Below are 19256 nucleotides of genomic sequence, written 5' to 3' on the forward strand. Positions count from 1 at the left end.
ATCGACCGTGTACCCGCTGCCCGCAACCCTAAAGGCGCGTTTGGGGCACCGCGACCCGCGACGCGCCGTACGGCGCGTACCGGGAGAAGCGCGGCACCGCGCGCGGAGCCCGGGCCGGGGCACCGCGCGCGGGCCTGGGAGTGCCCCGGATCAGAGCTGTCCGGCGGGGGTGGCCTCGGCGGCTCCGGCGGCCTTGGCGGCGGCACGCACGGCTCCGGCGACGGCCCCGGCGACCTTGTCGTTGAAGACGGACGGGATGATGTAGTTCGCGTTCAGCTCGTCCTCGGCGACGACGTCGGCGAGGGCCCCGGCGGCGGCGAGCATCATCTCGGTGTTGACGGTGCGCGACTGGGCGTCGAGCAGGCCGCGGAAGACGCCCGGGAAGACCAGCACGTTGTTGATCTGGTTCGGGAAGTCGGAGCGGCCGGTGGCCACGACCGCCGCCGTCTCGCGGGCGATCGTCGGGTCGACCTCGGGGTCCGGGTTGGCGAGCGCGAAGACGATCGCGCCGTCCGCCATGGCGGCCACGTCGTCGCCGTCGAGGACGTTGGGGGCCGAGACGCCGATGAAGACGTCCGCGCCGACGACGGCCTCCTTGAGGGTGCCGGTGACGCCCTCCGGGTTGGTGTTGTCGGCGATCCAGCGCAGCGGCGAGTCGGGCTGCGCGGCGACCAGGTCCTCGCGGCCCGCGTGCACCACGCCGTGGATGTCGGCGACGACCGCGTGCTTGACGCCTGCGGCGATCAGGAGCTTCAGGATGGCCGTACCGGCCGCTCCCGCACCGGACATGACGACCCGTACGTCACCGATCCCCTTGCCGACCACGCGCAGCGCGTTGGTGAGGGAGGCCAGCACGACGATGGCGGTGCCGTGCTGGTCGTCGTGGAAGACGGGGATGTCGAGGGCCTCGCGCAGCCGGGCCTCGATCTCGAAGCAGCGCGGCGCCGAGATGTCCTCCAGGTTGATGCCCGCGAAGCCGGGGGCGATGGCCTTGACGATCTCGACGATGGCGTCGGAGTCCTGGGTGTCCAGGCAGATCGGCCAGGCGTCGATGCCGGCGAAGCGCTTGAAGAGGGCGGCCTTGCCCTCCATGACCGGGAGCGCGGCCATCGGGCCGATGTTGCCGAGGCCGAGGACGGCGGAGCCGTCGGTGACGACGGCGACGGAGTTGCGCTTGATGGTCAGGCGGCGGGCGTCCTCGGGGTTCTCGGCGATCGCCATGCAGACGCGGGCCACGCCCGGGGTGTAGATCATCGAGAGGTCGTCGCGGTTGCGGATGGGGTGCTTGGACGCCATCTCGATCTTGCCGCCGAGGTGCATCAGGAACGTACGGTCGGAGACCTTGCCGAGCAGGACGCCGTCGATGGCGCGCAGGCCCTCCACGATCTCCTCGGCGTGCGCGGTGGAGGAGGCCGCGATCGTGACGTCGATCCGCAGCTTCTCGTGGCCGGAGGCGGTCACGTCGAGGCCGGTCACCGAGCCGCCGGAGGACTCCACGGCCGTGGTGAGCTGAGAGACCGCGGTGCCGCTCGCGGGCACCTCCAGCCGGACCGTCATCGAGTACGAGACGCTGGGCGCCGTTGCCATGGCCGTGTCCTTCGCTTTCCTGAGCATCATTGCTTCCGCGGTGGGGACGAGCCCCGCACGCGCCCACGATCGTCGCACCTACTGACGGGTAGCCGGTAACCACTGCCGCAGTACGAAAGATCACTTCCGAGATGCGAGAGCGGGATGCGAGGGGCGGCGGGTCCGGAGCCGTGGAGGCCCCGCACGTCCCGCACGTCCCGCACGAAGCAGACACGTCCCGCACGAAGCAGAACAGGTCCGCGTCACCGTGAGGTGACGCGGACCTGTCTTCTACGTGAGCGGCACCGACCCGCCATGCTCGCCTCGCGGCAAGAGGTCGCTCGTAGCGACGAAGGTTGGGCCCGGGGGCTTGGATCGAGCCGGTGCCGACACCAGGCTAACAAACACCCGTGAGAAGTGATTCCCCCGCAGCGGGTTGACTCTCGCGGTTCGTCTTCCGGCGGGTGTCCGGGGCGCCGTACGGGGCCCGCCGGGGCGCCGTACGACGCCCCCGGAACCCGTGCGGCGCCCGGCCCGTCAGTCCCGCAGCAGGTCCGGCACCCCGTCCTCGTCGGGCAGGTCGGCGGCGGCCGAGATCACCGTCAACTGCTGCGTCGCCCGGGTGAGGGCCACGTACAGCACGCGCAGTCCGGCGGGGGACTCGTCGGCGATCTCCGCCGGGGAGACCACCACCGTGGCGTCGTACTCGAGACCCTTGGCCTCCAGGCTGCCGAGCGCCACCACGCGCTCCCCCAGCTCGGCCAGCCACGCGCGGGCCTGGACGCGGCGGTTCATCGCCACGACCACACCGACGGTGCCGTCGACCTGGTCGAGCAGCCGGCGGGCCTCTTCGCGGACGCGGTCGGCGAGGTCCTGGTCGCCCACGGTCGCGAAGCGCGGCTCGATCCCCGTGGAGCGGACGGCGGACGGCGACTCCATGCCGGGCATGGCGAGCGCCAGCACCTTCGCCGCCAGCTCGGCGATCTCCGCCGGGTTGCGGTAGTTCACGGTGAGCGTGAAGCGGCGGCGGGGGCGGTTGCCGAGCGCCTCGTCGCGCGCGGCGGCGGCCTCGTCCGGGTCGGACCAGGAGGACTGCGCCGGGTCGCCGACGATGGTCCAGGTCGCGTGCCGGCCCCGGCGCCCGACCATCCGCCACTGCATGGGCGTCAGGTCCTGCGCCTCGTCGACGATGACGTGCGCGTACTCGGTGCGCTCCTCCGCCAGGCGTTCGGCCCGCTCGCGGCGGGTCTCCTCGCGCTGCGGCATCAGCTCCTCAAGGCCGGAGAGCTGGTCGAGCGGGTCCAGGTCGCGCTTCTTGCGGGGCCGCGCCGGGGCGCCGAGCAGGGCCTGGAGCTCGTCGAGGAGCGCCACGTCGTGCACGGAGAGGGGGCCCTGGCCGTCGGTGCCCAGGCGCTTGAGGGAGCGCGAGAGGCGGCGCACCTCGCCCTGGTTGAGGACACGGCGGGACCAGCGGGCGAGCCGCTTCTCGTCGGCCATCGCGGCGAGCACCCCGCGCGGGGTGAGCTCGGGCCACCAGGCGTCCAGGAATTCGAGGAACGGGGTCTCGGTGGAGACGTCGTCGTCGAAGGAGGAGCGGAGCTCGGCGGCGAGTTCGGGGTCGGTGTAGCGGCCCCGGCCGGAGGACTTGCTCCAGAGCGCGTCGAGCAGCAGCTTGCGGGCGCGCGGGCGCAGCAGGTTGACGGGGGCGGAGCCGCCCAGCGCGTTGTGGCGGATGCGCTGGAGTTCGTCGGCCTCCAGCTCGACGCGGGCGCCGAAGGCGACGACGCGCAGCCGGGTGGGGGTCGCGGCTCTCGCGCCGCCCGGTGCGGCGGCGGGTGCGGTCTCCCCGCCGTCGCCGTCGCCGAAGGAGAGCTGGCCGCTCTCGCGGGGCGCGGTGCGCGGTGCGGGCTGGTCGAGGGCGCCGCGCGAGGCCTTGCGGAGCACCTGGAGCATCCGGGAGGAGCCCTTGATGCGGGCCACGGCGGGCTCGTCGTAGGTGGTGGCGCCCGCGACGCCGGCCGCCTCGTCGGAGAGGGAGCCGACCGCGCGGATGGCGACCTGCCCCTCCTCGCCGAGGGAGGGCAGCACGCCCTCGGTGTAGGCGACGAGCAGTGGGGTCGGCGAGACGATCAGGATGCCGCCCGCGTACCGCCGCCGGTCCTGGTAGAGGAGGTACGCGGCGCGGTGCAGGGCCACGGCGGTCTTGCCGGTGCCGGGGCCGCCGGTGACCTCGGTGACGGAGGCGGCGGGGGCGCGGATGACGAGGTCCTGCTCGGCCTGGATGGACGAGACGATGTCCCGCATGGTGTGGCTGCGGGCCTGGCCCAGCGCGGCCATCAGGGCGCCGTCGCCGATGACGGGCAGCTTCTCGCCGTCCAGGTACGCCGTGAGCTCGGGGCGCATCAGGTCGTCCTCGACGCCGAGGACGCGGCGGCCCCGGGAGCGGATGACGCGGCGTCGTACGACACGCCCGGGGTCCTTGGGCGTGGAGCGGTAGAACGGCGCGGCGGCCGGGGCCCGCCAGTCGATCACCAGCGGCGAGTAGTCGGCGGCGAGCACGCCGATCCGGCCGATGTGGAGCGTCTCGGCGATGTCCGCCGTGTCGTCCGGGCGTACGGCCTCGTCGGCGGGCTCCACCGAGGTGAAGGCGCCGTCCGGTCCGCGTTCGCCGTCCTTGCCGAGGAGCAGGTCGACACGGCCGAAGAGGAAGTCCTCGAACTCGCTGTGCAGCCGGTTGAGGTGAATGCCCGCCCGGAAGACCTGGGCGTCCCGTTCGGCGAGGGCGCCGGGGGTACCGACCTGGCCTCGCTTGACGGCGTCGTGCATGAGGAATTGAGCCTCGTCGATCTTCTCTTCGAGGCGGTCGTAGACCCGGTCCAGGTGATCCTGTTCGACACCGATTTCCCGGTCCCGCAGAGAATCGACAGCGGCATCCTGCGCGGCCACCGAGGCCCCTTTCTGACGTGCGTTGGGCAGCCGTCAACCGTACGCGACGGGGGGCCGGTGCGCATCAGGCGGGGCGCCCCGATCGTGCACGGGGACCCGGTCGGACGAGGGGGACGTCCGGGAACGTACCGCCGCCGGGGTTCCGGGCGTCCGGCGGCGGCCCCGGACCGGCCTCCGGACTGCCTCCGACCGAACGGCGGCAGTTCGAAGACGCGCCCTCGGGTCAGAGCGCCGGGGGGTCGTCGTGCAGGAGGCGCTGGAAGAGCCGGTGGTCGCGCCATTCCCCGTCGATGTACAGGAACTTGGGGGCCACGCCGTACTCCTCGAAGCCGTTCTTGGTGAGCACCCGCTGGGAGGCTTGGTTGTACAGCAGGGTCCCGGCCTCGACCCGGTGCAGCCCGAGGTCGTCGCGGGCGAGGTCGCAGATCCGGCCGACGGCGGCGGTCGCGAGGCCCCGGCCGGTCTGTGCCGCGTCGACCCAGTAGCCGAGGACGCCGCTGTGGAACGCGCCGAGGGCTATGCCGGAGAGGGTGAAGTTGCCGACCGCGCGGTCCTTGGCGTCGACGATCACCCAGGCACCGGCCCGGCCGGCCTCGCGGTCGGCGAGGATGCCCGCGAGGCGCTGGGCCTGGCCCTCGGCGGTGTAGAAGACCTCGGGGCGCACGGGTTCGAAGGGGGCCATGTACGTGCGGCTGCGCAGCAGCGCCTCGGCGAGCGCGGGGGCGTCGGAGGCGACGGTCGGGCGCAGGAACCTGTCGGCGGTGAGCGGGTACGGTGCGTCGTTCATCCCGGTACGCTACCGCCCGCCGCCGTGCGGGTTCCGGGCGGCCGGGGCCCCGCGCGCGGGGGCGGGCCGGGGCTCAGTCGCCGTACGTGGTGTCGGCCACCGGGTCCAGGGCCAGCCGGTAGCCGCGCTTGACGACGGTCTGGATCAGGCGGGGCGAGCCGAGGGCGGAGCGCAGCCGGGCCATCGCGGTCTCCACCGCGTGCTCGTCGGTGCCGCTGCCGGGCAGGGCCCGCAGCAGGTCGGCGCGGGAGACCACCCAGCCGGGGCGGCGGGTCAGGGCGTGCAGCAGGGCCATGCCGGCGGGCGGTACGGGGCGCAGCGCCCCGTCGACGAGCGCGGCGTGGCCGCGGACGGTGACCTGGTGGCCGGCGATCGGCAGGGTGCGGGAGCGGGCGGGGAGCTGGGCGCAGAGGAGTTGGACGAGCGGGCCGAGGCGGAAGCGTTCGGGCTGGACGGTCTCGATGCCGCGCGCCTGGAGCGGCAGTGCGGTCACGGGGCCGACGCAGGCGACCAGCAGGTCGTCGTGGAGGGCGCCGATCACTTCGGGGGCCATGCCGCGGGTCCGGGCGCGGTCGAGGAAGGAGGCGGCGGCGGGGGCGCTGGTGAACGTGATCGCGTCGAGGCCGCGGGCGGCGGTGAGGTCGAGCATCCGGTCGAGCGGGGCGATGTCCTGGGGCGGCATCCAGCGGTAGACGGGGACGTCGATGACCTCGGCGCCCGCGGCCCGGAGGCTGTCGGCGAAGCCGGGGAGCGGTTCGCCGTGCAGCTGGAGGGCGATGCGGCGGCCGGTCACGCCTTCACCGAGGAGGCGTTCCAGCACCTCGGCCATGGACTCGGAGGCGGGTGACCAGGCTTCGGTGAGTCCGGCCGCCCGGACGGCGCCCTTCACCTTGGGCCCGCGCGCCAGGAGTTCGACGCCGCGCAGCCGTTCCAGCAGCCGGTCGCCGATGCCCCAGCCGTCCGCCGCCTCCACCCAGCCGCGGAATCCGATGGCGGTGGTGGCGACGACGACGTCGGGGGCGTGGTCGATGAGTTCGCGGGTGGCGGCGAGCAGTTCGCTGTCGTCGGCGAGCGGCACGATCCGCAGGGCGGGGGCGTGCACGACCTGGGCGCCCCGGCGCCGGAGGAGCGTGCCGAGCTCCTCGGCGCGGCGGGCGGCGGTCACTCCGACCGTGAAGCCCGCGAGGGGGCCGTGCGTCGGTTCGTCTTCCTGCATGGCGTGATCTACCCGGCTCTCGTTCCCGCGGTCGCTGCCGCTGTGCGGTGGACCGAGCCTGCCAACCCCGCGTGACAGGCTCGGTTCCCCCGTATTTCCCGCCCGTTACGTCGTACGACTCCTGGTGGTCGTCCCCGGAGGACGGCTGACAGGTTCTCAGACCTCTGCCAGGCCGAGCGGGGCCTGGGCGGGGGCGGCCACCGGGCGGCGAAGGTATACCGCCCAGGTGAGGGCGGCGCACACCGCGTAGAAGGCGAGGAAGGACCAGAAGGCGGCCGTACCGGCGCCGGAGGTCTGGAAGGACTGACGGAACGCCAGGTTGATCGCGAGGCCGCCGACGGCGCCCACGGCGCCGATGAGGCCCATGGCCGCGCCGGAGAGCCGCCGCCCTTCGGCCGCCGCCGCCTCGCCGCGCAGCCCCCGGGCGATCGCCTTGGCGTGGAAGATGCCCGGGATCATCTTGTACGTCGAGCCGTTGCCGAGTCCGGAGAGGACGAACAGGGCGATGAAGCCGACGAGGAAGAGCGGCAGCGACTCGGTGCCGGAGGCGTGCACGACGACCCCGGTGGCCGCCGCCATGGCCACGAAGTTCCAGAGGGTGATGCGGGCGCCGCCGTGCCGGTCGGCGAGCCGGCCGCCGAGGGGGCGGATCAGCGAGCCGAGCAGCGGGCCGATGAAGGTGAGCGAGGCGGCCTGGAGCGGGGTGCGGCCGAACTGGGTCTGGAGGACCAGGCCGAAGGCGAAGCTGAAGCCGATGAAGGAGCCGAAGGTGCCGACGTAGAGGACCGCCATGATCCAGGTGTGCGCCTCGCGGACGGCCTGCTTCGCGGCCCCGGTGTCGTTCCGTACGGGGGCGAGGTTGTCCATGTACCGGGCGGCGCAGAGCGCGGCGAGGACGATGAGCGGGACGTACACGCCGAGGACGATCCGGGGGTGGGTGGCTCCGGCGGTGCCGATGACCAGCAGGCCGATGAGCTGCACGACGGGGACGCCGACATTGCCGCCGCCCGCGTTGAGGCCGAGCGCCCAGCCCTTCTCGCGGAGCGGGAAGAAGGCGTTGATGTTGGTCATCGAGGAGGCGAAGTTGCCGCCGCCGATCCCGGCGAGCGCGGCGACGGCCACGAAGGTGGCGTACGAGGTGCCGGGTTCCATCACGGCGAACGCGACGGCGGTCGGCACCAGCAGCGAAAGGGCGCTGAACACCGTCCAGTTGCGGCCCCCGAACCGGGCGACGGCGAAGGTGTACGGGACCCGGACGATCGCCCCGACCAGGGTGGCGGTGGAGATCAGGAAGAACTTGCCCGCCGGGTCGATCCCGTACTCCGGTCCCATGAAGAGGACCATCACCGACCAGAGGGACCAGACGGAGAAGCCGATGTGCTCGGAGAGGACGGAGAACCAGAGGTTCCGGCGGGCCACCCGGCGGCCCGTCTTCTGCCAGAAGGTCTCGTCCTCCGGGTCCCATTGCTCGATCCAACGGCCAGCCATCACGCGCCTCCACAAGGGGTCGGGGTGTTGCTTCCGACGCTAGGGAGTGCGCGTTTCCGCGCGGTGCCGTGAGGTGACCGGTGCGCAACCTTGCTCTCACCGGGCCGTGCGGGGCCCGGTGAGAACGAGGGTGCTGTGCGCCGCGGTCAGTGCCGGTGGTGTCCGCCGCCCGCGCCGCCGGCCGTCGCCGGTACGGGGGTGGGCCTGGCGGGCTTGCCGGAGGGCCAGAGCCGTGGCCTGCGTTTCGCCGCGACGTCCTCGACCCAGCCGAAGGCCAGGATCGCGAGCCCTATCAAGGGCCATATCAGGATCAGGCTCAGCCCGGTGTAGAGGCCGTTGGAGTAGGCGCCGAGGTGCTCGTCGACCCAGCCGATCTTCCACATCTGGTCTATCAGCGGCACGGTCGCCATGAGCAGCAGGTTGTGCCATATGTAGATCGTCACGGCCCGGTTGTTGGCGAGCGTGACGAGACCGTCGTACGGGGCGAGGCGGCCGGGCAGCTTCTCCCAGGACGGGGCGTACTGGAGCAGGATCAGGCAGAACCCGAAGGACCAGGTGGCCTGGGCGAGCGGGATCTCGTCGAGGTTCCAGCCCTCGTCGGTGAGGTGCCCGGAGGCCCACCAGATGCCGAAGCCCATGATGATCGCGGCCGAGGAGACGGCGAGGTAGCGCGGGACGCGCTTGAGCAGTCCGTCGTGGTGCGCGAAGCCGAGGATCCAGCAGGAGGCGAACACCGTGAAGTCCACGACGCCTTCGCCGGTGGCGCCCGGGATGGTGACCAGCCCGGTGCCGAAGATCGCGGTGAGGCCGATCGGCGCGAGCATCGTCACCCAGGGCAGCTTGCGGAACGCCTTGAGCAGCAGCGGGGACGCGATCACGAACCACAGGTAGGCGCGGATGTACCAGAGCGGTCCGGCCGCCTGGTCCGCCCAGCTGCTTTCGAACCAGCCGCCCTCGGAGCCGCTCACCTCGGGGTACGGCGGGGAGCCCACCGGCAGGAGGTAGCTGCCCAGGCGGATGAACCACCAGAGCCCTTCCTCCTTCACGGGCTTCCAGCCGAGCCAGAGCATCGTGGGCAGGGCGAAGGCGGAGAACAGCCACATCGGGGGCAGCAGGCGCCGCACCCGGCTGCGGATGACGCTCCAGGCGGGGCGGGCCAGCGAGCGGGCCATCAGCGACCCGGCCAGGGTGAACATCACGCCCATGGACGGGAAGAGGACGGTCAGCCAGGCCCAGCCGAAGAGGTGGTACACGACCACGCGGACCAGGGCGACGGAGCGCAGCACGTCCAGGTAGCGGTCGCGGGTCGGCCGCTTCGGGGCGGCCTGCGCGGGCTCCCCGGCGTTCCCGGCGTTCCCGGGTTCGAAGGGTGCCTCCGGCACGGCCGGTCCCCCGGCGTGCCGCCCGTGGTGCGGGGCGGGGTACGCGCCGCCGCCGCCCGGGTACGCGGCGCCGGTGCCGTCGCCGAGGTGGCTGCCGGGGCCGGTGGCGTACGGCAGTGACGGCGCGGGGGCTCCGGGCGCCCGGTGGGCCTGCGGGGCGCGGCGGTGCGCCGCGGGGGCGGGGACGCGCAGCAGCGCGGTGTCCTCGCCGCTCGGGGTGGGTTCGTTCCAGCTCATCCGACGGGCCTCCGGTGGTCGGCGCCGACGGCGGCGCGCGCTCCCGGTGCCGCGCCGGGGGCGTCCAGGACGCCGGTGCGGCGCAGTTTCTGCCAGCGCAGCCGGCCGCCGGTGAGGGCGGTGATCCAGGACTGGAGCAGCACGACGTACATGAGCTGCCGGTAGAGGATCTGCTGGAGCGGCAGGGAGATCAGGTGGGTCATGCGTTCCTTGTCGAGCCGGAACGCGTACGCGGCGCAGATGGCCTGGACCAGCAGCACGCCGAACCACGCGGCGACGGTCTTGCCGGTGGGGCCGAAGATCAGCCCGTACACCAGGAAGACGTCGATGAGCGGGGCGAGCAGCGGGGCGACCACCATGAAGAGGGAGACGAACGGCAGGCCGACGCGGCCGAAGCGGCCGGAGTGGCCCCGGTCGAAGACGGCGCCCCGGTGCTTCCAGATGGCCTGCATGGTGCCGTAGGACCAGCGGTAGCGCTGGGACCACAGCTGCTGCACGGACTCCGGTGCCTCGGTCCAGGCGCGGGCGTTCTCCGCGTAGACGACGTCCCAGCCGTCGCGGTGGAGGGCCATCGTGATGTCGGTGTCCTCGGCGAGGGTGTCCTCGCTCATGCCGCCGACCCGGTCCAGCGCGTCGCGGCGGAAGGCTCCGACCGCGCCGGGGATGGTGGGCATGCAGCGCAGGACGTCGTACATCCGGCGGTCCAGGTTGAAGCCCATCACGTACTCGATGTGCTGCCAGGCGCCGATCAGCGAGTCGCGGTTGCCGACCTTGGCGTTGCCCGCCACCGCGCCGACCTTGGGGTCGGCGAAGGGCTCCACGAGCTCGCGGACGGTGGACGGCTCGAAGACGGTGTCGCCGTCCATCATCACGACGATGCCGTAACGGGCGTGCGCGATGCCGTTGTTGAGCGCGGCGGGCTTGCCCGCGTTCTGCTGGCGCACCACGCGGACGTTCGGCAGCCGCATGTCCTCGACGATGTCGGCGGTGCCGTCGGTCGAGCCGTCGTCGATGACGATGACCTCGATCGGGTGGTCGCTGGCCATGAGCGAGCGGACGGTCGCCTCGATGCACTTGCGCTCGTTGTACGCGGGCACGAGCACCGACACGGGCTGGGTGACGGGCTGGTCGCCCCAGCGGAAGTTCCGGCGGCGGACCCGGCGGGCGTGCACGAAGGAGAGCAGCAGCATCAGGCCGAAGCGGCCGATGACGAGCACGCCGACCACGGAGAGGCCGGCCACCAGGACGCCGGTGACGTCCTCGGAGAAGCCCACCGCGGTGACGAAGATCTTGCCCTTCCAGAGCGCGGCGCCGCTGACCGGGGTGAGCGCGCTCGGGGCGCCGAGGGCGGTGGTCAGGTTGGTGAACTCGTACCCCTTCTCCTGCATGGAGGGGAGGAAGGTGTCGAGCGCGGCGAGCGTCTGGGAGCGGTTGCCGCCGGAGTCGTGCATCAGGACGATGGCGCCCTTGCCGTGCTTGGGCGTGGCGTTCTTGATGATCGTCCGGACGCCGGGGCGCTTCCAGTCCTCGCTGTCGGTGTTGTTGACGACGGTGAGGTAGCCACGGCTGCCGATGTACTGGGCGACGGGCCAGGACTTGTCGTCCATCGCGTCGGCGAACGAGGAGTACGGCGGCCGGAAGAGGGAACTGTGCACACCGGCGGCGCCCGCGAGGGCGAGCTGGTTCTCGGAGAGCTCCCAGTCGATCCGGCTGGTGGTCTGGTAGGAGAGGTCGGGGTGGTTGAAGGTGTGCAGTCCGACCTCGTGGCCCTCGTCCACCATCCGCTTGACGAGCTCCGGGTAGCGGGAGGCCATGGTGCCGGTGACGAAGAACACGCCGTGGGCGTGGTACTCCTTCAGCTTGTCCAGCACCCGGGGCGTCCACTCGGGGTCCGGGCCGTCGTCGAAGGTCAGCACGATGTGGTGGTCGGGGATACGGACCGAGGTGGCGGGCTCGGTCTTCGACCGGGCGTCGATGACGGGGCCGCCGTCGAGGATGTGCTCGGGGACCTGGTCGGTGCCGACGGGGTTGCGGACGCGGTGGTCGGCGGCGATCTCGCTGTTCACGTAACCGCGCAGCACGAGCATCGCGAGCAGAGCCACCAGAAGCAGGAACGGCAGGAGATAGCGCAGCGGCAATCTCCGTCTGGCCTTCGCCTTGCGGCGATTCCTGACCAGCGGTGCGGGCTGAGTCATTTACTGGATGCTGCTTTCTGGTGATGCAGTCGGGTCGGTGACGGGGGCCGTCGGATCCACGGGCGTGACCGGCGGATCGACGGGATCCGTGGGCGCCGCGTCGGTGGGCGGCGCGGAGACCGAGGCCGACGCGGAAGGCTTGGTGCTCGTTCCGCCGGTCGTCGCGCCCGATCCGGCCGGCTGGCCGGCGGTGGGGCTCGCGGCGGGGTTCACGGCGGACGACGGGGCGACGGAGGTGCTGGTCGACGGGTCGGTGCCGGCCGGAGCGGCGGCGCCCGTGGCTCCGGCGTCGGGGGTCGGGCCGGTGGTGGCGCCCGGGTCGGTGGCGCCGGGGACGCCGGCCGAACCGGAGGGGTCGACGGAGGGCGCGTCCGCGTCCTTCTCCTTGTTCTCGCCCTTCTGCTCCTGGCTGGTGAGCGGCAGCCACGGGGCCGCCGAGCTTCCGCCGAGGAGCGAGAGGACGAGGATGGTGGCGAAGGCGGCACAGCCCAGGGCCACCAGCCAGCCGGCCCGTCGGAAGTTCTTGCTCCGGCGGCCGCTCTCGTCCACGAAGACGGGGCCGTCCGAAGCCTCCGGGGTGCCGGGTTCCATCTTGAGCTCGGAGAGCTGACGTCCCAGCCCGTCCAGCTGGATCGTCACGTCATGAGGCTCATGGCTGTGCCCGGTCCGGGTGCCTTCTCGCCAATTTTCCACAGGTGTACGCACATCCCCCACTCAATGATTCCGGCACACATGAATGACTGGTTTCATGCCGTCGGACTGGGTCCCCACCCCGTCCGCGCACCGCGTTCCCCATGTGCCCGGACTGATGAATGTAGCGCACGATGCTGACGCCAATGTCCCCGGATCGGGTTGTTCTTCACCCCTGGGACGCCATCGCCGCAGCGTCCGCTTCGGGCAGCCAGGAACCAGGTGGACGTACCATCCACCCTTCTGACGACTGAAGTTGAACAACGGCGGTACGGAGGGCGTCCAGACCGGGGTGCCGCATCCCCTTCCGGTGGACCAGCAGGAGCGGGGAGAGCGGGACGGGGCGTACGAGAGGGCGGAGCACGGTACCCGGAAGCGGAGGAAATCCGACAACCGCGAGCACCGGGTGCCCCGTCTTCGCCATGATCCGTTGAAATTCGGCCACTCCTACGGCAAGCGGAGTGGGCGGTGCCAGCTGGACGCCCCACTCTTCGAAAAGGAGTGCGGCAAGACCGGTCCACTCCAGGGTGCGCGCATTGCCCGCCCCGGCGTAGACGGTTTCCCCGGCCAGGTCGGCGAGGGCGACGACCTCGCGTGCCGCGAGAGGATGAGCGGACGGCAGCAGGACGGCCATCGGCTCGTAGCGCACCGGCAGGGTGGTCAGCCCGGCGCGGACGGCGGGGTCGAGGCCACCGGCCCGGCCGAAGGAGACGTCCAGCCGTCCGGCGAGGATCTCCCCGGCGGCCCAGGTGAGTCCGGACTCGAACCGCGCCATCAGCTCGCACTCCGGGGCGAGTTCGCGCGCCCGGTCGAGCACCCGGGCGGCGGTCATCCCGTCCGTGTTCAGGTCCACGAGGAGCGGCCGGGCCGCCGCGTCGGCGAAGGCGGCACCGAGGGCGGCGTGCGCGTCGAGCACCCGGCGGGCGTGCGGGACGAGCCGTTCACCGTCCGGGGTGAGGACGACCTGCCGGGTGGTACGGACGAACAGCGCGGCCCCCAGCAGCCGCTCCAGCCTGCGGATGTCCCGGCTCAGCGCCTGCTGGGCCACGTAGAGGCGGGCGGCGGCCCGGGTGAAGTGCAGGTCCTCGGCGACGGCGAGGAAGGCGCGCAGCAGCCGGGGGTCGAGGTCGGGGACGGTCACCGGAGGAATCTACAACACAGGTGCGTGAATCGGGCCCGGACCGGTGTTGGACCGGACGGCCGTGCGCGGACCAGGCTGTCGGAGTGCCGAACCCTGCTCCCACCACCGCATCCCGCTCCTCCGCACCCTCCTCTTCCCCCATATCCGCGGGACCCGACGGGTCCCCCTCGCCCCTGTCCACGGAACCCGACGCCTCCCCCTCCTCCCTGCCCACGGGACCCGACGCCTCCCCCTCCCCCGCGCCTGCGGGACCTGCTCCCCGCAACGCGTACCTGCGGCTGCTGCGCACCCCGGGCGCCCGCGCCTTCACGGCGGGGAATCTGCTCGCCCGGCTGCCGATCGGGATGTTCAGCGTCAGCGCGGTGCTGATGATCGCCGGGTCGCGCGGCTCGTACGCCCTGGCGGGAGCGGTGACCGCGACCGGTCTGGTGGCGACGGCCGTGGTGGCCCCGTTGACGGCCCGGCTGGTCGACCGGTACGGCCAGGCCCGGATCGCGGTGCCCGCCACCGCCCTCGCCGCCTCCGGCTCGCTCGCTCTGGCGCTCTGCGTCCGCCTCGACGCCCCCACCTGGACCCTCTTCGTCGCGTACGCGGCCACGGCCACCGCCCCCAACACCGGGGGGATGTCCCGGGCCCGCTGGTCGCACCTGCTCCGGGACGACCCGGCCGCCCTGCACACCGCCAACTCCTTCGAGCAGGCCGCCGACGAGCTCTGTTTCATGCTCGGCCCGGTCCTCGCCGCCACGCTCTGCGGGGCCCTCTTCCCGGAGGCGGGCACGGTCACCGCGGCGGTGCTGATGATGACCGGCATCCTGGTCTTCGCCGCCCAGCGCTCCACGGAGCCGCCGGTGGCCCCCCGTACCGTGCGGCCACGCTCCCCGTTCCGCTCCCCCGGCATGCCCGCGCTGCTCGCCGTGTTCCTGGCGACGGGCGCGGTCTTCGGCACGATGGAGGTCGTCTCGATCGCGCACGCCGGGGGCGCCGTCCTCGCCTTCCAGGCCACCGGCTCCTGCGTGGCCGGGCTGCTCTACGGTGCGCTGCGCCCGGCCCGCGACCTCGGCGGCCGGCTGGCGCTCTGCCTCGCCGCGATGACCGCGCTGATGTGCCTGCCGCTGCTCGCGGTGGCGACCACCGGCTCGGTGCTCGCCCTCGCGCTCTGCCTGCTGGCGGCGGGCGCGGCGACCGCGCCGACCATGGTGACCGGCATGACGCTCGTACAACGCCTGACCCCCGCCGCCCAGTTGAACGAGGGCATGACCCTCGCGGTGACCGCCCTGCTCGGCGGTGTCGCCGCCGGCTCGGCCACCGGCGGCTGGCTGGTGGAGCACGCGGGCACGGCCGCGGGGTACGCCGCACCCGCCTGCGCCGCCGGACTGGCGTTCGCGGTCTCGGCCGTGGGCACGGGACGGGCGGGGCGCGCCAAGGCCGCCACCGGATGACCACCCGGGGACACCCCGTTTACGTACATGAACAGTGGGTGAGCTGGGGCTCTCGCGCACGGTCTTGACGACTTCCTGGTCTGTACCTATGGTCACCGGCCAGCAGGCGTGTTCAACCCCCAGTGCTTCGTTCACATAGAAGAACGGATGACCCCCACATGCCAGTCACCCCCGCGCTCTCCCCCACCCCCGCACCCACACCCGTGATCCGCCGCCGCCCCCGGCGCCCCGGAGTGCTCCTCACCGCGGCCGCCGCGACGGCGGCGCTCGTCGTCGGCTTCCTCTCGGGCCCCGCCGCCCCGCACGCCGAGGCCGCGCCCACCACCTTCACCCACCCGGGAGTCACCGTCTCCCGGGGGCAGTTGGACTTCGCCCGCACCCAGGTGAACGCCGGCGCGCAGCCCTGGAAGGGCGCGTACGACCAGATGATCGCGAGCAGCTACGCGAGCCTGAGCCGCACGGCCAAGCCCCGCGCGACCGTCGAGTGCGGCTCCTACTCCAACCCCAACAACGGCTGTACGGACGAGCGCGAGGACGCGATCGCCGCGTACACCGACGCCCTCGCCTGGTACATCACCCGCGACGAGCGGTACGCGAAGAAGTCCATCGAGCTGATGGACGCCTGGTCGGCGACGATCACCAGCCACACCAACAGCAACGCCCCGCTCCAGACCGGCTGGGCGGGCTCCTCGTGGCCCAAGGCCGCCGAGATCATCAAGTACACGTACACCGGCACCTGGGCCAACTCGGCGCGCTTCTCGACCATGTTGCGGAACGTCTATCTGCCGCAGCTCATCAACGGCTCCAACTCCAACGGCAACTGGGAGCTGTCGATGATGGAGGCCGCCGTCGGCATCTCCGTCTTCCTGGAGGACAAGACCTCCTACGACAAGGCCATGGCGAAGTTCCGCACCCGTACGGCGGCCTACGTCTACCTCGCCTCGGACGGTGCGGTGCCCAAGACCGTACCGAGCCAGAACCTCGACACCACCGCGAAGATCGTCAGTTACTGGCAGGGCCAGTCCACCTTCGTCACCGGGCTCACCCAGGAGACCTGCCGCGACTTCACCCACACCGGCTACGGCATCTCGGCCATCTCGCACATCGCGGAGACCAGCCGCATCCAGGGCCAGGACCTCTACGGCACGGACGTCGGCGAGCGGCTGCGCCAGGCCCTCGGCTTCCAGTCCAAGTACCAGCGCGGAGAGGCCGTCCCGAGCTGGCTCTGCGGCGGGTCCCTCAACCTCGGCCTCGGCCCCGTCACCGAGGTCGGCTACAACGCCCTGCACAACCGCCTCGGCATCGCGATGACCAACACCCAGGCCCTGACCGAGCAGAACCGCCCGGCCGGCAGCAACAACCTCTTCGTGGCCTGGGAGACCCTGACCCACGGGGACAACCCGAACTGAGCCCGGCGGATCCTCGCGGCTGGTCGGGCGACTCGGGACCCCGGGTCACCCCGACCAGTCGGCCCGCCCGTCGTGGAGGTACACCGGATGCCCGGCACCCAGCCGGGCAACCGCCGCGGAGAAGCGCCGGGCCATGCGCTCCCCGAGCAGGGTCACGGCCGGTCCGAGTTCACCGGCGGCCTCCATCACCAGGGACATGAGCTGTGCGTGTGGGCCCTGCCGTTCGTGCTCGCGGATCGCGGACTCTCAACGTCTCTTGCCGGGCCCGAGGTTGAGCAGCACGGTGCCGAGCTGGTCCGGCGTGAGGGCCTGCGCGGGCAGAGCGTCTGCTGCGGGACCGGCGCGAAGGCCGTCGAGGAGCAGGGCGAGCGGGCGGAGCCAGGCGTCCGGGGCTGCCGCGGTGAGCGCGGGTACGGCCCGGCCCAGTGCGGCCAGGGAGAAGAGCAGGTCCTCGGTGAGCAGATCCGGGCGGATGGCGCCCTGCTCCTGACCGCGCCGGATCAACACGTCGATGGTTCCGCGATTGTGGGCGTGGACCGCCTCCAGGGACGGGACGCCTTCCAGGTTCGTGGTCATGAGGTCGTTGGTGCCCCGGTCGGCCGCCAGGCCCGCGAACACCGTACGCAGGTACTGCCCCAGGGCCCTCCACGCGTCATCGGCGGCACGTGCCCGTTCGCCGGCCTCCATGGTCTCCGCGAGCGCGTCCCGGAAGACCTCGTCGACGAGGGCGGCACGGGTCGGGAAGTGGCGATAGAGGGTCGCGTTGCCCACGCCTGCCCGCCGGGCGATGACGTCGAGCGGGGCGTCCAGGCCCTCCTCCGCGAAGACCTCTCGGGCCGTGTCCCTCAGCAGCTTCCGGTTGCGCAGCGCGTCGCGGCGCCCCACCGGCGGACGGTCGCCCATCGCGTCTCCCTCTTCTCTCCCCGCACGGGACTTCTCCCGTAGGCCCGGGGCCTCGGCCGCGTACCCCGCGTACCCCGCGTACCAGGAATCCCGCCTCGTACCGGGGAGCGTTCCCCGGTACGGATGCTATCGTCGGCCGAGGAAACGGGGACTACTCCCCGTTTCTTTTCCCGCAGGCGGGACGACGTCTGCGGGCGTCCACGTCGAGGGGGAAGCATGAACGGCACCGCACTCGTACTCGGCGGCGGCGGGCCGGTGGGCGGAGCCTGGTTGACGGGGGTTCTCGCCGGGCTCGCCGGTGCCGGGATCGAACTCGACGGCGCCGACGTCGTGATCGGCACCTCCGCCGGCGCCGTCTTCGGCTCCCGGCTCCGGTCCGGGGTCACGGCTGCGGAACTCTACGATCGCCAGCTCTCCGGGGCGGACGCGGTCCGTCTGCCGGTGACCGCGCGGCAGACTGCGAGCTTCCTCTGGGCGGCGCTCGGCTCCCGCGACCCCCAACGCTCCGTCGAACGCCTCGCCCGGACGGCACTTCGCGCCCGGACCGGCCCGGAGTCGGACGTCTTCGACACGGTCGGCGCACTTCTGGGCGACGTACACGACTGGCCGGAGCGGGAGTTGCGGATCGCCGCGGTCGACGCGGCGAGCGGCCGGACCGAGGTGTTCGATTCGGGCTCCGGAGCGACGCTCCTCGAAGCGGTCGCGGCGAGCTGCGCCGTACCCGTCGTATGGCCGCCGGTCACCGTGGCGGGCCGGCGCTGGATGGACGGCGGCAGCCGTTCGACCACCAACCTCCACCTCGCGCACGGGTACGAGCGGGTGCTGGCGCTCGCGCCGGTCCCCCGAGCGGTCGGACCGCATCCGAGCGCCACGCGGCAGGCCGCCCAGTTGTCGGCCGACGGAACGCGCGTCCTCCTGCTGTCCCCGGACCGCGCCGCGCGCCGCGTGATGGGCCGCGACATGACCGCCGACGCCCGCCGCCCGGCCGCCGCCCGCGCCGGCCGCACCCAAGCCGGCGCGGCGGCGGCCTCGGTGGCCGGACTCTGGCACGGGTGACGCGGTCCACGGGTGACGCGGTCCACGGGTGACAGCGGGTCCCGCGGGGCGACCGCCGCCGGCTCACACCTCGCGGTCGTCGCGATGGCGTCCCAGGGCGCGGCCGAAGCGTGCCGAGACCGCAGGCATGATGCTTTCGCCGTCCGCGGGCCTGTCCAGCCCGAAGACGTAGCCGGGGAAGTCGAGTTCCTTCTGCACCGCCCAGATCGCCTCGTGTTCCTGCGGCGGAAGCACCTGGACCGGGTCGCCGACTGCGATCCAGCCGATGGGCACCGTCGTGTCCGGGGGCAGCACGGTGCGCAGGTGCACGATTCCATTGATCCGTACCTCGGATCGGGTGCCTATGCGGGCCCCGTTGAAGACCCGGCTGCCGGCCGCCAGGAACACCTCGTCCTCGGCCGTGCACCCGGTCAGGTACGAGCCGGGGCCGACCAGGACCGAACGTCCCAGCAGCAGGGGGTCCCGGCGGGTGCCGCGCAGGACCGCGTTCTCCATGACGATGCACCCCTCGCCGAGTTCCACCGCCCCGCCCTCGGCGGTCAGTACCGCGCCGAACAGTACCCGGCAGCCGGGACCGACGCGTACGTCCCCGCAGAGGGTCGCCGTCGGGGCCACATAGGCCGAGGGGTGCACGGTGGGCGACATGCCTTCATGGTCGATGAGCATGTCCGGGATCATGCAGCACATGGTTCGCCGCGGCCAGGACTTTTCGCCCGCCGGGACGGAATCAGCCATCGACGAGCGGCACGCCCGCCGCGTCAGAAAAGAGAAGGAACGCGAAAAGGCCTCTGCCCCGCGAGC

15 protein-coding genes are annotated in these 19256 nt (G+C 72.5%); 3 read left to right on the top strand and 12 right to left on the bottom strand.

Translation table 11 applies throughout. From position 1 onward, the window contains the following. Nucleotides 1-150 precede the first annotated feature (150 nt). The 9 genes from OG599_RS12455 to OG599_RS12495 all read right to left on the bottom strand — a co-directional run bounded on the left by OG599_RS12455 (nt 151) and on the right by OG599_RS12495 (nt 13648). A complete protein-coding gene (locus OG599_RS12455) occupies nt 151-1587 on the bottom strand; it encodes an NAD-dependent malic enzyme (RefSeq protein WP_327176052.1) in 1437 nt (478 codons plus the stop codon). A gap of 516 nt (nt 1588-2103) precedes the next feature. Beyond that, entirely contained in the window at nt 2104-4512 is a 2409-nt protein-coding gene (locus OG599_RS12460; RefSeq protein ID WP_327176053.1) for a HelD family protein, read from the bottom strand. A gap of 223 nt (nt 4513-4735) precedes the next feature. Next, nucleotides 4736-5299: a GNAT family N-acetyltransferase gene (locus OG599_RS12465; protein ID WP_327176054.1), complete on the bottom strand. Its 564-nt coding sequence runs from the start codon at nt 5297-5299 to the stop codon at nt 4736-4738. A gap of 73 nt (nt 5300-5372) precedes the next feature. Next, nucleotides 5373-6515, bottom strand: a complete 1143-nt coding sequence (locus OG599_RS12470; RefSeq protein WP_327176055.1) for a uroporphyrinogen-III synthase — start codon at nt 6513-6515, stop codon at nt 5373-5375. Nucleotides 6516-6671: 156 nt separating this feature from the next. Then, a complete protein-coding gene (locus tag OG599_RS12475) occupies nt 6672-8003 on the bottom strand; it encodes a nitrate/nitrite transporter (protein WP_327176056.1) in 1332 nt (443 codons plus the stop codon). Nucleotides 8004-8149: 146 nt separating this feature from the next. After that, complete coding sequence (locus OG599_RS12480; RefSeq protein ID WP_327176057.1) at nt 8150-9622, bottom strand: acyltransferase family protein; 1473 nt, start codon at nt 9620-9622, stop codon at nt 8150-8152. Continuing rightward, nucleotides 9619-11754, bottom strand: coding sequence for a glycosyltransferase (locus OG599_RS12485; protein WP_327180014.1), 2136 nt, complete (start codon nt 11752-11754; stop codon nt 9619-9621). The genes OG599_RS12480 and OG599_RS12485 overlap by 4 nt, the downstream gene beginning before the upstream one ends. Nucleotides 11755-11817: 63 nt before the next feature. Next, nucleotides 11818-12456, bottom strand: coding sequence for a hypothetical protein (locus tag OG599_RS12490; protein ID WP_327176058.1), 639 nt, complete (start codon nt 12454-12456; stop codon nt 11818-11820). A 220-nt stretch (nt 12457-12676) separates the two neighbouring features. Beyond that, nucleotides 12677-13648: a LysR family transcriptional regulator gene (locus OG599_RS12495; protein WP_327176059.1), complete on the bottom strand. Its 972-nt coding sequence runs from the start codon at nt 13646-13648 to the stop codon at nt 12677-12679. Nucleotides 13649-13854: 206 nt separating this feature from the next. Here OG599_RS12495 and OG599_RS12500 point away from each other — a divergent pair, with 206 nt between their 5' ends. Both OG599_RS12500 and OG599_RS12505 read left to right on the top strand, forming a co-directional pair. Next, a complete protein-coding gene (locus tag OG599_RS12500) occupies nt 13855-15087 on the top strand; it encodes an MFS transporter (RefSeq protein WP_442809674.1) in 1233 nt (410 codons plus the stop codon). A 158-nt stretch (nt 15088-15245) separates the two neighbouring features. Then, on the top strand, nt 15246-16496 hold the full coding sequence (locus tag OG599_RS12505; RefSeq protein WP_327176060.1) for an alginate lyase family protein: 1251 nt from the start codon (nt 15246-15248) through the stop codon (nt 16494-16496). Between the two features lie 45 nt (nt 16497-16541). Here OG599_RS12505 and OG599_RS12510 read toward each other — a convergent pair whose 3' ends face one another. Then, nucleotides 16542-16694, bottom strand: a complete 153-nt coding sequence (locus tag OG599_RS12510) for a hypothetical protein (RefSeq protein ID WP_327176061.1) — start codon at nt 16692-16694, stop codon at nt 16542-16544. A gap of 48 nt (nt 16695-16742) precedes the next feature. Then, a complete protein-coding gene (locus OG599_RS12515; protein ID WP_327176062.1) occupies nt 16743-17399 on the bottom strand; it encodes a TetR/AcrR family transcriptional regulator in 657 nt (218 codons plus the stop codon). A gap of 216 nt (nt 17400-17615) precedes the next feature. On the opposite strand from OG599_RS12515, the gene OG599_RS12520 reads away from it, so the two are divergent. Beyond that, entirely contained in the window at nt 17616-18455 is an 840-nt protein-coding gene (locus OG599_RS12520) for a patatin-like phospholipase family protein (protein ID WP_266704944.1), read from the top strand. A gap of 63 nt (nt 18456-18518) precedes the next feature. Here the strand turns inward: OG599_RS12520 and OG599_RS12525 are convergent, their stop codons facing one another. Then, nucleotides 18519-19133, bottom strand: a complete 615-nt coding sequence (locus OG599_RS12525; RefSeq protein WP_266704946.1) for a gamma carbonic anhydrase family protein — start codon at nt 19131-19133, stop codon at nt 18519-18521. Between the last annotated feature and the right edge of the window lie 123 nt (nt 19134-19256).

It is taken from the genome of Streptomyces sp. NBC_01335 (assembly GCF_035953295.1).
Lineage (GTDB): Bacteria > Actinomycetota > Actinomycetes > Streptomycetales > Streptomycetaceae > Streptomyces.